Source organism: Kribbella swartbergensis (genome assembly GCF_054784135.1).
In genome coordinates, this window is record NZ_BAAGPM010000022.1 from 824,008 (window position 1) to 838,473 (window position 14,466).

General features: G+C 68.4%; 9 protein-coding genes. 5 read left to right on the top strand and 4 right to left on the bottom strand.

Annotation, left to right across the window (positions count from 1 at the left end; all coding sequences use genetic code 11):
- Nucleotides 1-168: 168 nt before the first annotated feature.
- Complete coding sequence (locus tag ACYVOK_RS22455) at nucleotides 169-858, top strand: SMI1/KNR4 family protein (RefSeq protein WP_460664453.1); 690 nt, start codon at nucleotides 169-171, stop codon at nucleotides 856-858.
- Nucleotides 859-1,803: 945 nt separating this feature from the next.
- On the opposite strand, the gene ACYVOK_RS22460 is transcribed toward ACYVOK_RS22455, so the two are convergent.
- Entirely contained in the window at nucleotides 1,804-3,600 is a 1,797-nt protein-coding gene (locus tag ACYVOK_RS22460; RefSeq protein WP_460664454.1) for a serine/threonine-protein kinase, read from the bottom strand.
- Between the two features lie 176 nt (nucleotides 3,601-3,776).
- Between ACYVOK_RS22460 and ACYVOK_RS22465 the strand changes: the two genes are divergently transcribed.
- Nucleotides 3,777-4,322: a kinase gene (locus ACYVOK_RS22465; RefSeq protein WP_460664455.1), complete on the top strand. Its 546-nt coding sequence runs from the start codon at nucleotides 3,777-3,779 to the stop codon at nucleotides 4,320-4,322.
- Between the two features lie 6 nt (nucleotides 4,323-4,328).
- Here ACYVOK_RS22465 and ACYVOK_RS22470 read toward each other — a convergent pair whose 3' ends face one another.
- The 3 genes from ACYVOK_RS22470 to ACYVOK_RS22480 form a co-directional block, all read right to left on the bottom strand.
- The gene (locus tag ACYVOK_RS22470) at nucleotides 4,329-5,534 is read right to left on the bottom strand and encodes an MFS transporter (protein WP_460664456.1); all 1,206 of its coding nucleotides are present in this window, start codon (nucleotides 5,532-5,534) and stop codon (nucleotides 4,329-4,331) included.
- 62 nt (nucleotides 5,535-5,596) lie between these two features.
- Nucleotides 5,597-7,381 (bottom strand): vWA domain-containing protein, encoded by a 1,785-nt coding sequence (locus ACYVOK_RS22475; protein ID WP_460664457.1) that lies wholly within the window; start codon nucleotides 7,379-7,381, stop codon nucleotides 5,597-5,599.
- Nucleotides 7,374-8,435, bottom strand: coding sequence for an AAA family ATPase (locus ACYVOK_RS22480; RefSeq protein ID WP_460664458.1), 1,062 nt, complete (start codon nucleotides 8,433-8,435; stop codon nucleotides 7,374-7,376). The genes ACYVOK_RS22475 and ACYVOK_RS22480 overlap by 8 nt, the downstream gene beginning before the upstream one ends.
- A gap of 190 nt (nucleotides 8,436-8,625) precedes the next feature.
- On the opposite strand from ACYVOK_RS22480, the gene ACYVOK_RS22485 reads away from it, so the two are divergent.
- The 3 genes from ACYVOK_RS22485 (at nucleotide 8,626) to ACYVOK_RS22495 (ending at nucleotide 14,371) form a co-directional block, all read left to right on the top strand.
- Nucleotides 8,626-10,521, top strand: coding sequence for a hypothetical protein (locus tag ACYVOK_RS22485; protein ID WP_460664459.1), 1,896 nt, complete (start codon nucleotides 8,626-8,628; stop codon nucleotides 10,519-10,521).
- 323 nt (nucleotides 10,522-10,844) lie between these two features.
- On the top strand, nucleotides 10,845-12,509 hold the full coding sequence (locus tag ACYVOK_RS22490) for an ABC transporter ATP-binding protein (RefSeq protein ID WP_460664460.1): 1,665 nt from the start codon (nucleotides 10,845-10,847) through the stop codon (nucleotides 12,507-12,509).
- Entirely contained in the window at nucleotides 12,506-14,371 is a 1,866-nt protein-coding gene (locus tag ACYVOK_RS22495; protein ID WP_460664461.1) for an ABC transporter ATP-binding protein, read from the top strand. The genes ACYVOK_RS22490 and ACYVOK_RS22495 overlap by 4 nt, the downstream gene beginning before the upstream one ends.
- Nucleotides 14,372-14,466 lie beyond the last annotated feature (95 nt).

Consider the following 14,466-nt stretch of genomic DNA (forward strand, 5'->3'; position numbering starts at 1 on the left):
TCCGCGACACATGTCCGCCAGGTGATGCACGACGGGCTAGAAGCCTGGCGACCACCTGGAACGCCGGCCAACGCACGCACAGCGGAGATCCGCGCACTTGACGCCGGATGTTGTGCGCTTCCTCGGGCCGTTTGCCCATGCGTCTCGCGATCGCAGACAATCGCGGGCATGACCGACGTCGACGGCCTCCTCGATCGAGTGCACGCGTTGATCGCGGCTGGTCAGCATCGCGACGAGGTGCCCGGTCTGCCCGGGGTCGCCCTGACTGGCGGAGGAGTGTTTAGCGGAGACCGGCGCCTCTACTACCGGGGCACGGAGGAGTTCGCCGCAGCAGCAGCCGAAGGGCTACTTGATCGCCTGCCCTCGCCGCCTCCACCGGCCAGCACGGCGGACATCGAGGAGGCGGAGTCGCTTGTTGGTGCGCCGTTGCCCCGGCTTCTCAAACACCTGTATGCCGTGGCAAACGGCGGCTTCGGACCGGGTTATGGACTGCTCGGCCTCCGCAGTGGGTTTACCGACGACATGCACCGCACCGCTATCGACATCCTCGACGAGATTGACCGGGGCCTGTGGCCGGGGATGCCCGCCAGTTTGCTGCCACTGTGTTACTGGGGCTGCGCCATCTACAGCTTCGTGCACTGCCCCACAGGTCGCCTCTATGGATGGGACCCCAATCCAGTCGAGCCCGATGACGAAGTGCCCTTCTTCGAACAGGAGTACTTTCTCGACGACTGGATCAAGGCCTGGCTCAACGGCTCCCTACAGCAGCCATGGCTTACATTCGATCCGGAAACACGCACTTATCGCGGCGCAACCATCGAAGAGACTCGTGCTGCGATGGGCGAGGACCCTGACTGAAACGCACTGTCATGCCGCGATTCGTGCGTCCACTGTCGCAGATCAGCTGGCGGACGTGTGTCGCGCATCAGTTGACGGAGGACAGCCCGGCTCCTCTAGTGTCGTGTGCCACCTGATGCCTGACGAATATGCCACCTGATCCTTGACACCTCGCCTATGAAAATGTGGAACCGTCCGTGGCCGGCTCTTGGGCAAGCGTAGGCGTGCGGATGGAGCTAGGGAGCGGTGAAGAGGCCGGTCTCGTTCTCGGGGTCGAAAGCACGGACGTTGAGTCGGTCGAGAAGTTGCGCGATGAACAGGTCGGCGGTGGCTTGGTTCGCGGCGCGGACGTGCAGGGCGAATGATTGGAGTTGCGGCTCACGAGCGACACCGGCCCGATGGTAGCCCCCGCTCGCTGGAGACGTTGACCTCGATGTCCACGCCCGGGATCTCGTCCCCAGGTTGGGTCGGTGAAATCTGCGGAGAGGACGAGTTCCCGGACGGCAGCCACGACCTCGGCGTGCCCGAACGGCAGCGGGGCCGGGCGCCACGAATCGGGGATTTCATTGACGCTGCGGATGCATGGCGGGATGTCTTGGATGAAGATGTCGCGGCTCACATCGACGATGACGCCGAGCCAGCGGCTGAGATCACGCCCCGGGTTAGTCGGCGAGTTCCTCGACCATCGACGCGACCCGGGGCCGGTCTGCCTTGACCATCATGGAGCGAACAGCGCGAGATCGCTTGGCAGATGTGGGACTCGCTCTCCCGTTCATCGCAGTCGCGGTGCTCACGGCACTCGGGCTGTGGACCGTCATCAGGTGGATCTGGCCGTAAGGGCTCGTGCAGCTAGCGTGCGTTTAGGGCCCGTCGGCTGGCGTCACTAAGGGGCACTCAGCGGGACCCCATCCGCGCTCAGCGAAGACCTGCGAGCCTTCGGCCGCCTTCCGAATTGGGCTCGCGGGGTCAGGAGGCTGGCTGGAAGGTGTTGGTGAAGGTTCGGTAGAGGGGGCGGCTTTCGGTCCATTGGGTGTCGGGGGTGGACCAGTAGATGCCGTAGGCCTGGTCGTCGCTGGTGATCACGCCGCGGATGAGGACGTGGCGGCGGCCGGAGGGGGTGGCGTAGGTGAACTCCCAGTCGGCGGCCTTCTCGAAGTAGTCGACCGGCTCGATGCGGATGCGCTCGTAGTCGTCGTAGCTGTCTTCGCGTGCCGCTTCCTGCTGACGCCAGTCGGCGACCGGATCCGGCTTGGGCTGGTCGGTCTGGTCGATGAGCAGGAAGCGTGCGCCGCCCGGCTCCCGGAAGTAGACGCGCCCCCCTCGTCGCTCGACGGTCCAGTCGGCCGGGACCGCCAATGAGAAACCGGTTGGGTCCGTGTGCCGCTCGAATCCGGCCGGCACCGAGCCACCCTCGGTTGCGGGAGACTCAGGCGACGTGGGGCGGCTGCTGGGCGGCGACGTGGGCCTGCTGGTCACGGGCGAGGACGGCCGGCGCGTGGTGGGCGGCGCCGTACTCGACGGTGGCGGCGTACTAGACGGAGGCGGCGTACTGGAAGGTGGCGCCGTACTGCGTGGTGCCGGGCTGGCCTGCGGTGAGACGTTCGGCTGCGCCTGACTTCCCTGGCCGTCGTCGACCGCTCGGAACAGCGCCCAACTGATCAACGCGACCGCGACCAGTACACAGGCGAGCATCGCACCGACGACCTTTGGAAGGTTGCCGTTGGAGGACTCCGTCGAGGCCGAGTCGGGTTCGGCGGCTGATGAGGTGACACCGGCCGGTGTCGCCACCGGCGTACCGTCTCCCGTGGGCCGAGCATCGGCATACTCCCCCGACGGCGGAACGACCGGCGGAACCGGCAGCACCCGCGTGCGCTGACCACTCTCCACCTTCGACGTGTCGGCGGCCTCGGATCCCGGCGAGCCGACCGAAGCCTCAGGTGCCGCCTCGGCCTGCTGAAGCAGACGTCTCGCCTCCCAGATGTCGATGCGCTCCGCCGGGTCCTTGCGCAACAGACCTTCGAGGGCCGGCCAGAGCGGCCCCGCCAACCGCGCCGGGTCGGGTTCCTCGGTGACAGCGGCCGCCAGCGTCGGAAGCGTGGTTCCCCGGTCGTACGGCGGACGCCCTTCGACCGCGGTGTAGAGCGTGGCGCCCAACGACCACAGGTCCGACTCCGCACCGGCGCCGTGTCCCTGAACCCGTTCCGGAGCGATGAACGCCGGTGAGCCCAGTAGCGTGCCTGACGTCGTCAACGACGGATCGCCCTCCAAGGTGGCGATACCGAAGTCCGTCAGCACGACCCGGCCGTCTCCGGTGAGCAGCACGTTGCTCGGCTTGACGTCACGGTGCAGTACGCCGGCGCGGTGTGCGGCGTGGAGCGCGGCCAGCACCTGCAGGCCGATGCGAGCCACCTCCCCCGGCGGCAACGGCCCGTACTCGCGGATCGCCTGCGCCAGCGTGGTCGACCGGACCAGCTCCATCACGATCCAGGGACGGCCGTCCTCCTCCACCACGTCGTACACAGTGACGACGTTCGGGTGACTGAGCCGCCCGGCGGACCGCGCCTCCCGCAGGGTGCGCCGCCGCAGGGTCTCGCGTTCCTCATCGGGCAACTCGGGCGGCAACAGGATCTCCTTGACCGCCACCGACCGGCCGAGCAGCTCGTCGCGGGCCTGCCAGACGACGCCCATACCCCCGCGCCCCAGTGCCCACACCAGCCGATACCGCCCAGCCAGGAGCCGACCTGCCATCGTCGAGTCACTCATCGTCAACGGCGCCTTCCGAAACCCCTGTCAGAACGAAGCAAGAGGCGGGCGCCTCCCACCAGAACACCCCGCACCTACAGGTGCCCACCCCTCCCGGCGACTACACGATCGAACCTGAGACCGTCGGGCGCGGTCGCAGCTCTCGCAGCGCGCGGTCTAGGGTCTCCCGGGTGGCGATGGCTGGGGATGTGGGGACGCGGTTGGTGGTTGTTCGGGGGAACTCGGGATCGGGGAAGAGTACGACGGCGCAGGAGGTTCGGCGGCGGGTCGGGCGAGGGGTGGCGTGGGTCGAGCAGGACTATCTGCGGCGGGTCCTGTTGCGGGAGCACGACCGGCCGGGTGCGCCGAACATCGGGCTGATCGACCAGACGGTGCGGTACGCCCTCGACCACGGGTTCCACGTGATCCTCGAGGGCATTCTCTACAGCCCGACGTACGGCGAGATGGTCCGGCGGCTGATCGCGGACCATGCCGGCATGACCGGCGTGTACTACTTCCAGCTGCCCTTCGACGAGACCGTACGGCGGCACGCGACGCGGCCGCTGTCGAAAGTCGTGACACCGGAGCAGATGCGCGACTGGTATCAGCCGTGCGACCTCCTCGGCGTACCGGGTGAGCAGGTGGTCGACAGCTCCAGCAGCCTGGACGACACCGTGACCCGCATCATCACGGACCTGGACTGGACCGCCGGCGGAGCGATCGCCCACCCGATCGAGGACTGACCCGCGTCAGGCGGGGATCGCCTCCGGCAGGACGTTGAGCCGACGCACCGGCGAGAGCAGGGCTATCAGCGTGCCGACGAGCATCGCAGCAGTCGAGACGACCAGAGTCGCCCGGATACCGATCGTGCTGGCCAGTACGCCGGACGTCAGCGCTCCCACAGACTGACCGCCGATCACCAGCGTGCGCCACGTGGCATTGACCTGCGCCACCTGGTGCGGCGGGACCAACGCCTGGCGCAGCGTCCGTTGCGGTACGGCGAACAGCGACATCCCGAGCCCGGCAAACGCCTGCCCCAGAAACACCAGTGGCGCAAGCCCAACCGCCAGAGCAATCCCGGTCAGCGAAGCGACGAACTGCCCAGTCAGGTAGCCGCGGCCCATCCCCACCAGCCGAATCCACGCAGGCGCGACGACCGAGCCGACAACAGCAGCCGCACCGAACGCCGTGACCGTCACACCAACCAGCGCCGGCGACCAGTGGAGCTCGCGGACCAGGTACAGGACGATCAACGGCCCCTGCAACGACCCCGCAATCGCCCCGACCGTCGCAGACAGCACCAGCGGCGCCAGCACCGGATCACCGAAGATCGCCCGCAGCCCTCCCGTCAGCCGCACCTGCGACCGCACTGCCGACGTACGCCGAGGCTCCCGGATCAGGTACGACGCCACACCCGACACCACGTACGACGCCGCGTCGAAGAGGACCGCGAACGGCGCAGTCACCAGTTGCACGAGCAGACCCGCCACCGACGGCCCAGCCGTGGACGCCACGTTCAGGTTGAGAAGATGCGCACTGTTGGCCCGGATCAGGTCCTCACGCGGTACCAGCGCCGGCACCAACGTCGTCGACGCCGTCTCCGACAGCAACGTCAGCACACCGGTCAGCACTGCCACCAGGTACAGCTGCCACATCCCTAGCGCCCCAGCAGCCGCGGCCAGTGGGATCGACCCAAGCAGTACGGCGCGCCCGACGTCGGTCACCACCAGCACCCGCCGCAGTGACCACCGCTCCACCCACACTCCGGCCGGCAACCCAAACACCAGATGCGGAAGTAGAGTCAGCGCCGCCAGCACCCCCATCTCCACGGCCGACGCATGCAGCGTCAGCACGGCGACCAGCGGCAGCGCGACCGTAGTGATCGCACTCCCCGAGGCCGACACCAACTGCGCGACCAACAGCTTCCTGAACTCGCCCCGCACAACCCACGCCATGCCAGCAACCTGTCACCGAACAGAGTCACCCCCTACACCTGTTCGCCGCCGGCAGACCGTGTTCACTCCACGCGAAACACCGGCCCCCGAGGCCTGAACGGCAGCGACGCCCCGGCAGGGACCAACCAAGCGTGCTCCCGCCGCACCCGGACCACGTCACACTCTCCATCGGTGATCAGCAGTACCGGCCCGTCCACCGGGAAGTCGTCGGCCCGCTCCAGCAGGTCCACACCCGGCTGCAGCACGGTCCCACCACGCCCGCGTACCTGCACGCGTCCAGCGATCTCCTCGACCGGCACGTAGCCCGCGTCGTACGCCGCCGCGTCACAGAACACCACCCGGGCCGCCGGCACATCACGGGCCAGCGAGTACGAGGCGATCGCGCCAAGCGCTTTGCCGAGCAGCACGCGGTCCATCGACCCGGAAGTGTCCAGCACCACGCCGTACGTCGGCAGCCGTTCCACGTTGACCGGACGGATCCACCCCGGCCGCGGGATGTTCGGCGTACCTGACTGGCGTCGTGACGCCCGTGCGTACGTGCGCACGCGTGAGACGGCCGGTACGTGCTCCTCGAACCACCGAGCCAGCTGAGCGTCCCAACCGAGTGCAGGGTGATCCAGCGCCCGGATCTCCTCGACAAGCCCTGCGGGGAGCAGACCGCGTCCCGGGTCGTGGTACGCCAGCCCAGTACTCAGTGCACGCCGGTAGATGTCGTCCAACCCGGTGCCACGGTGAGACTCGCCGGCACGCGGCAGAGGGTGTCCGAGTACGTCGCTGAGCCCGACGCCGCGCAGTGTCGCCAGCTTGCGATAGCGACGAAGGTCTGTCGTGATCCGGTCGTACACCGTCTCGACCGACAGTCCCTTCAGCGCCGGGTCGTGCAGAGCGTCCTCCGGCATCGTGCCGACGCCCATCTCCAGCAGCCAGCCGTTGATCACCAGATCGGCCGCCACGTTCCACAGATACGGATCGCGCCATCCGACGCGCTCCCCGTGCCGCAGGGCGGCGTGCAGCATCTCGTGAGCCATCACGAACCGCCACTCGTTCTGGGTCAGATCGATCAGCGGGTTCACGTAGATCTCGCCGGCCGCGGCGTTCACCGCGGCCACCTGGATGTCCCATCCACGCGCGAGCTCGGCCTCGGCGACGACTGTCATGCTGGAGGCGATTGCCCCCAGCAACGGGTACGACGACACGAACCAGGCCAACGCGAGGTCCCAGGGGTCCCGCCCGCCTCGCGAGTCGGACAGCGAGGACCGGGCACCGCCGGCGACGTCCACGGCCGCCGCAGCCGCCGCGGACAGACCGGCCGCGAACCGCTCCGACCAGTCGGGCGGATCCCCCAGTCCGTGCCAGCGCTCGATCAGTACGTCGGACTGACGGCCGGCCACCCCGAGGCCGTCGTACTCGGGAGGCACACCGGAGTGACGCCAGAGCCGTGCCAGCGCCTCCTCGTCGGAACCCGGATACGACGGGGGCATCGGGACCACCGGCCGCCCGAGTTTGAGCGAGTCCAGGTACCGGTTGACCACGACGTCGCAGGCCGCGCTCGCCGCCGGATCAGGGGCCGGCCGGTCCCGCGACCCGTGTCCGAGGCCGAGGTGGATCAGCAGGTGCGCGAACACCCAGGTCCACTCCTCCGGCGTCGCCCGGCGGGTCGGGTGCGTGACGATCCGCCCGTTCGAGTTGATCGTCGCCCAGCCGTCGGGTGGGCAGGCGTCACTCCGGTACGGCGCACTGGCCCAGTGCACCATCGGCGCGAACAGTGGATGGCTGACGACCCGCTGCCAGGCGACCTGGATCGCCTCCCAGGCCGGGTCCTTCCGGTCCTTCTTGCGCCTAGGCACGAGCGGCGACCAGACGCGGCAGGTCGCGGCTGACCTCGACCAGGAACCAGGTCGGGAGCACCGGCCGCCCGTCCTCGTCCGCCGCGATCACCAACTGCGCGACCTCGAGCGAGATCTCGGCCAGCTCGACCAGCAGCGCCTTGCCCCGATGCGCGAGCTGCCGCGCCGCCGGGCTCGCCGACGACTTGTCCGCGGACAACTCCTTGACCAGCCGCGCACGGAAGGTCTCGGCCAGGAAGTACAGCAGGTCGCGGTCCTCCGGCGCCGCCGGCCAGCCCGCCTCACCCTTGAGTACGGCGTCCAGTCCGAACGCGTTGCGGACCGTCTTCACGAACGCCCGGAACGCCGACGCGTGAGCCGCGGTCAAGGTGCCGAAGGCGAGGACCCGCAGCGTCTCGTCGGTGACCTCGTCGCCGTACGAGTGCAGCGCGTCCGACAACATGTGCCAGCTGCGCGGCGTCGAGAACGGCTCCTCGGTCTTCGGCGGCGCCGTCCACAGGTGGTCCGGCCGGTTGCGCAGGTAGTCGAGCACCCACGGGTGGATTCCCGCCGTACCGGCCCAGTGCAGCCAGTCGCTCGCCGACGCCCGCAGGTGGATGTGCACCAGCCGGTTGACCAGTGCGCTCGCCATCGGCTTGGCCAGCGCGTTGTCGGTCGCCCGGTTGCCCGCGCCGATCACGACGGACCCCTCCGGCAGTTCGTACTCGCCGATGCGGCGGTCCAGGATCAGCGAGTAGAACGCCTTCTGCACCTCGGCCGACGACGCGTTCAGCTCGTCCAGGAACAGGCAGTACGGCTCGTCCCGGGCGATCGCCACCGGCGGTGCGAACCGGCTCCGCCCGTCGACGATCTGAGGTACGCCGATCAGGTCCTCCGGCGCGAGCTGAGTCCCCAAAAGCGTGACGCACTCCAGTCCGAGCGAATCCGCGAACGCCCGCACCAGGCTGCTCTTCCCGATCCCGGGCGCACCCCACAAGAACACCGGCCGCACCACCGCGACGTGCAACAGCACCTCCGGCAGTTCCCCCGCCGACACCGTGATCCCCGCCTGCATCAGTCCCTTTCGCTCATCCGGATCCAACTTCCCAGGGTCCTCTCCGCACCGCTCGCCTGTCACGCGGTTTTCGGCGGCCGGGCCGGTCCAGTCCGGTAAGCGCTTCCGTTCGCGGTGGTTCCTGGCTAGGGTGCCGCCCTGTGTCGAGGGTGCCCTGGGGTGCGGCGCCGAGGGGGTAGTTGTGGTCGGGATGCGGGTGAAGGTGGCTGCGGTCGCCTGTGCGGTCGTGCTGGTGCCGGTCGTCGCGGGTCAGGTGATGGCGGCGGATCCGCCGGAGCATCTGGGCGAGGGTGTGCCCGTCGCCAACCGAACTGCCACGGCAAGGGTCGACCATGTCGGTCTGTCCGGTGCACGGGTGGTGACAACGGACCAGGCCGACCACACCCTCTACGAGACCAGCAACAATGGCGCCTCCTGGACTGCAACGGGTGGTTCCAGCGAAACCAAGCCCTTCCAGCTGGAGGGCTCGAGCCTGCTGATCTTCCAAGGCGGCACAGCCAAGGTCGGCGGCCTCACCTTCCCGGCAGCTGACGAGGTGATCCTCGGCAAGGGCGGCAAGCTCGTCTCCCACCGCGTACCGAGTGCCGCCACCGCCGAGGTGTACGACGTGGCGACGAAGACCAAGCTGGCCGACTACGCGCCGCCGTTCGCGCTGTCCGATACGACCGTCTGGAAGATCACCGAGCCCGGTCACCTCACCGGCAAGGACCTGGTCACCGGAAGCGTCAAGACCGTCCTGGTCGCCAGCTCCTGCACGCTCGGTCCGGACCGCGTGAACGGTCGCTGGGCCCTGCTGAGCGGCTGCAACCAGGTCGTCGACGTGAAGGGACCGGAGGCCCCGCGCAACCTCACTGTCGCGGCGGACTCCCAGCTGGGCAACGGCTTCACGGTCCAGACAACGCCAGAGCGGGACCTGCTCGTCACCGACCTCAACGACCAGGCACTCGGCCAGCGTCGCTACGGACCGGTCCGTGGAGAGCTGCAACCCGGCAGCTTCCGCACTGACGGTTCCGGCCTGGCGAAGATCGTGTACGCCGACCCGGACTCGAGACCGCGCGTGATCACGCTGAACTGGCTCACTGCGGATCCGCAGCAGCGGCCGGACACCGTCGCGCCCGTACTTACCAGTGCGTCCGCCGGCGACCGCATCCGCGACAACACGAGCCTCTCCTTCGAGTGGGCGTACACAGACCCGCAGGACCCCAACTCCCCGGCGACCGGAGTCGACTCCTACGACCTGCGCATCCAGCAGCGGCCCAACCGCACATCGCCGTACGGCGCCTGGAACCAGGTCCCGTCGTGGCAGGGCCTGAAGACGACCGGCGCCAGCTACAGCGCTCCCGTCGGCACTGACACGTGCTGGCAGGTCAGGGCCCGTGACTACGCCGGCAACCTCAGTGCGTGGAGTACGTCGTACTGCAGTGAGGTGGACGGTACGGCGCCGACCCTTTTCACCCTCCGGATCGGTGACCGGGTAGCCGTCACCTCTCCGGTCACCTTCCGCTGGGCCTACAAGGACGACACCGACATCGCGTCGTACGACGTGGTGTACAAGGCGGCCGCGCCAGGCGTTGCTCTGGGCAAGTGGACGTACCCGGCGGCCTGGCAGAACACCCGGATCACGTCCATCTCCTACGCGCCGCGGCTGGGCTGGGACGAGTGCTTCATGGTCCGGTCCCGCGACTACCTCGGCAACCTCTCCGCATGGTCGCCGCAGATCTGCAGCGTCGCACCCCAGGACGACCGTGCCCTCACCTCGGCGGGGTCCGTCACGCGCTCCACCAGCAGCCTCGCCTTCAAGGGCACCACGTCGATCCTCAGGGCCAACGGCGCGTACCTGACCAAGGCCACCGAGGCCGGCGCCCGCATCGCCCTCGTCGCCATCCACGGCCCGGGCCAGGGCCGCGTCGACGTCTACCACGCCGGATTCAAGATCGGCACCGTCTCCCTGGCCGCGACCACCACGGCCCGGAAGGTGACCTACCTCCCGATCACGCCGTTCCGCACCGGCGCGGTCAAGATCGTCTCCACCTCCACCGCCCCGGCCGTCGTCGACGGCATCGCGTTCCTCAGAGTCAATCCCTAGCGCCTATCGCGATCCGTAATGACAGCGAGCCCCGTCACGCGTGGTGACGGGGCTCGGCTATTGCAACCAGTGGTAATTCATCACCAAGGAATGGAATTCGGGCGACAAGCGCTTACCCGTAGGCGATACTGGAAAGTGCGCCGTTTTCCGGTTGCGACATTCCTACGCCGAGCATGATGGGAAGTGCGCCCGTCCAGATGCCCTCCGAGAGACCTGCCCAAGCGCCGTCTATCGCACCCCCGACCTCCAGAGCCCCCGAACGCAGCCGCAATCTGTGGCGGCTCCGACCCTATCTCCGACCACACCGCTGGCGCTTGGTGACGATGTTCTCCACCGCCATGCTGGGTGTCGCCGTCAGCCTCACCGTCCCCCTCGTCACCAGGGCCATCATCGACGGCCCGGTCACCCGCCGCGAGCTCGACATGCTGGTCCCGCTCGCACTGCTCGCCCTCGGCCTCAGCATCTCCGAAGTCCTGCTCGTCTGGGCCCGCCGCTGGGCCCAGTCCAAGACGGTCAGCGACCTCGAAGCCACCCTCCGGCACGACCTGTACGTCCGGTTGCAGTCGCTCCCGATGGAGTTCCACACCCGCTGGCAGAGCGGTCAGCTGCTGTCCCGGGTCACCACCGACCTGTCCACGATCCGCCGGTTCATGGGCTTCGGCCTGCTGTTCCTGGTGATGAACATCCTCCAGTTGGTGGTCGTCACCGCCTTGCTGCTGCAGCTGTACTGGCCGCTCGGCCTCGTCGTCCTGCTGGCGGCGGTGCCGATCATCCTGCTGTCCCTGCGGTTCGAGAAGAAGTACCTGGTGATCTCCCGTGAGGTCCAGGACCAGCAGGGCGACCTCGCCACCCGGATCGAGGAATCGGCGCTCGGGTTCCGGGTGATCAAGGCCTTCGGCCGGCGCCGGCACGTCCAGCAGCAGTTCGACGACGGCGCCGTCACGCTGTTCAACACCTCCGTCGACAAGGTCCGGCTGGCGTCGAAGTTCTGGAGCTTCCTCGGCGTGATCCCGAACCTGACCCTCGTCGTCGTCCTCCTGCTCGGTGCGCTCGCGGTCGGCCGGGAGGCGATCACCCTCGGCACCCTGGTCGCGTTCATCACGCTGATGCTGTCGCTGATCTGGCCGGTCACGTCGCTCGGCGCCATTCTGGCGATGGCCCAGGAGTCGATGACCGCGGCGGACCGGATCAGCGAGATCCTGGACACCTGGTCCACCATCCAGTCGGGCACCGAGGAGCTGAAGAACCCGCGCGGCCACCTGCGGTTCGAGAACGTCAGCTTCCGCTTCTCCCCCGACTCCCCCGAGATCCTGCACGACGTGAACCTCGACCTCACCCCAGGTACGACGCTCGCCCTGGTCGGGGCCACCGGATCCGGCAAGACCACCCTCACCGCCCTCGTTCCACGCCTGTACGACGTGACCGGCGGACGCATCACCCTCGACGGCCACGACCTGCGCGACCTGACCCTGGAGTCGCTGCGCGGCGCGGTGGCCTCCGCCTTCGACGACCCGACCCTGTTCTCGATGAGCGTCCGGGAGAACCTCACCCTCGGCCGGCCGGATGCGACCGAGGCGGAGATCCAGCAGGCCCTCCAGGTCGCCCAGGCCGAGTTCGTCAACGACCTGCCGTGGGGCCTGGACACCCGGGTCGGCGAACAGGGCATGTCGCTGTCCGGTGGCCAGCGGCAACGACTCGCACTGGCCCGCGCCGTGCTCGCCAAGCCGGCGGTCCTCGTCCTCGACGACACCTTGTCGGCGCTCGACGTCCACACCGAGGCGCTGGTCGAGGAGGCGCTGCGCAACGTGCTCGCCGACACCACCGGCATCGTGGTCGCGCACCGCGCGTCGACGGTGATGCTGGCCGACAAGGTCGCCCTGCTCGAGAACGGGACGATCACCCACGTCGGTACCCACCACGAGCTGCTCGCCGAGGTCCCGGCGTACCGGCAACTGCTCGCGGCCGAGGAAGAGGAGGTCCACGCATGACCCAGCAGACGTCTCCTCAGTCCGACCCCGAGGAGGAGAAGTCGCCGGAGAAATCCTGGCGTGGGTACTTCGAGGACGACGGCGACCGGGAGTTGTCCAAGGCAACGACCATCCGGCTGAAGGAGGACTCCCGCCGGCTGCTCGGCCAACTGCTCCGGCCGCACAAGAAGAAGATCTGGTGGCTGGTGGCGATCGTGATCGTCGAGAACGGCGCCCGGCTCGCGGTGCCGTACCTGGTCCACCTCGGCATCGACAACGGCATCCCGCCGATCCTGGCCGGCGAGGGTTCGACGACGCTGGTCACGGTCGTCCTCACCGTGCTGGCGATGGCGTTGCTGCAGGCGTTCGCCCGGCAGCTGTTCCTGATGCGGTCCGGGCAACTCGGCCAGACCATCCTGCTCGGCCTGCGCCGCAGGGTGTTCGACCACTTCCAGCGGCTCAGCCCGTCGTTCCACGACAAGTACACGTCCGGCCGGGTGATCTCCCGGCTGACCTCGGACGTCGGCGTGATCGACGAGATGCTCGCGAACGGGTTCGACGGCCTGGTCACGGCGCTGCTGACGCTGATCGGGACGTCGATCCTGCTGCTGATACTGGACTTCGAACTCGGTCTGCTGGCGCTGCTGTCGTTCCCGGCGCTGATCGCGATCACCGCCTGGTTCCGGCGCCGGTCCGCCGTCGTCTACCGCCGTACCCGGGAAGCCGTCGTCCTGGTCATCGTGCACTTCGTCGAGTCGATGACCGGGATCCGCGCGGTGCAGGCGTTCCGCCGGGAGCCGCGCAACGAGGAGATCTTCCACGGTGTGAACGACAAGTACCGGGAGGCGAACCTGGAGTCGTTCCGGCTGAACGCGATCTTCATGCCGTCGATCAAGGGCGTCGGCAACATCACCATCGTCGCGATCCTGGCGTACGGCGGTTACCAGGCCTACCACGGTCACGTCACGGTCGGCGTACTGACCGCGTTCCTGCTGTACCTGCGGCAGTTCTTCGAGCCGCTGCAGGACATCTCGCAGTTCTACAACACCTTCCTGTCCGCGAGCGCGGCGCTGGAGAAGCTGTCCGGTGTGCTGAACGAGAAGCCCGACGTACCGGAGCCGGTCAAGCCGGTCCGGCCCGGCAAGAGCCGCGGGCACCTCGAACTGCGCAACGTGCGGTTCCAGTACGTCGACGGCGTACCGGTACTGCCAGGTCTCGACCTCGACGTGCCGGCCGGTCAGACCGTCGCACTGGTCGGTACGACGGGAGCGGGCAAGACCACGATCGCCAAACTAGTGGCACGGTTCTACGACCCGACCAGCGGTCACGTGCTGCTGGACGGGCACGACCTGCGTGACCTCACCGAGGACGACCTGCGCGAGCGGGTGGTGATGGTGACCCAGGAGAACTTCCTGTTCACCGGGACCGTCGCGGACAACATCCGGTTCGGCAAGCCGGACGCCACCTTGGAGGAGGTGGTCGAGGCGGCCAAGGTGATCGGCGCGCACGACTTCATCATGGCGCTGCCGGACGGGTACGAGACGCAGGTCGAGAAGCGCGGCAGCCGGTTGTCGGCCGGGCAGCGGCAACTGGTCGCGTTCGCCCGGGCGTTCCTCGCCGATCCCGCCGTACTCATCCTCGACGAGGCGACGTCGAGCCTGGACATCCCGAGCGAGCGGCTGATCCAGCGCGCGCTGCGAACCATCCTGGCCGACCGTACGGCGATCGTCATCGCGCACCGCCTCTCCACCGTCGAGACCGCGGACCGTGTCCTCGTCCTCGAACACGGCCGCATCATCGAGGACGGCGCCCCCGCCGACCTCATCACCACCGGCGGCAACTACGCCGGCCTCCACCAAGCCTGGGAAGACTCCCTGGCCTAACTTCGTGTTCCGCGGGCGCGTGGGGTCGACCCACGCGCCCGCTCCACACCCGAGGTGGTCCACCCGACCCGCCCGCTCGACGCGCGAGCTGGTTG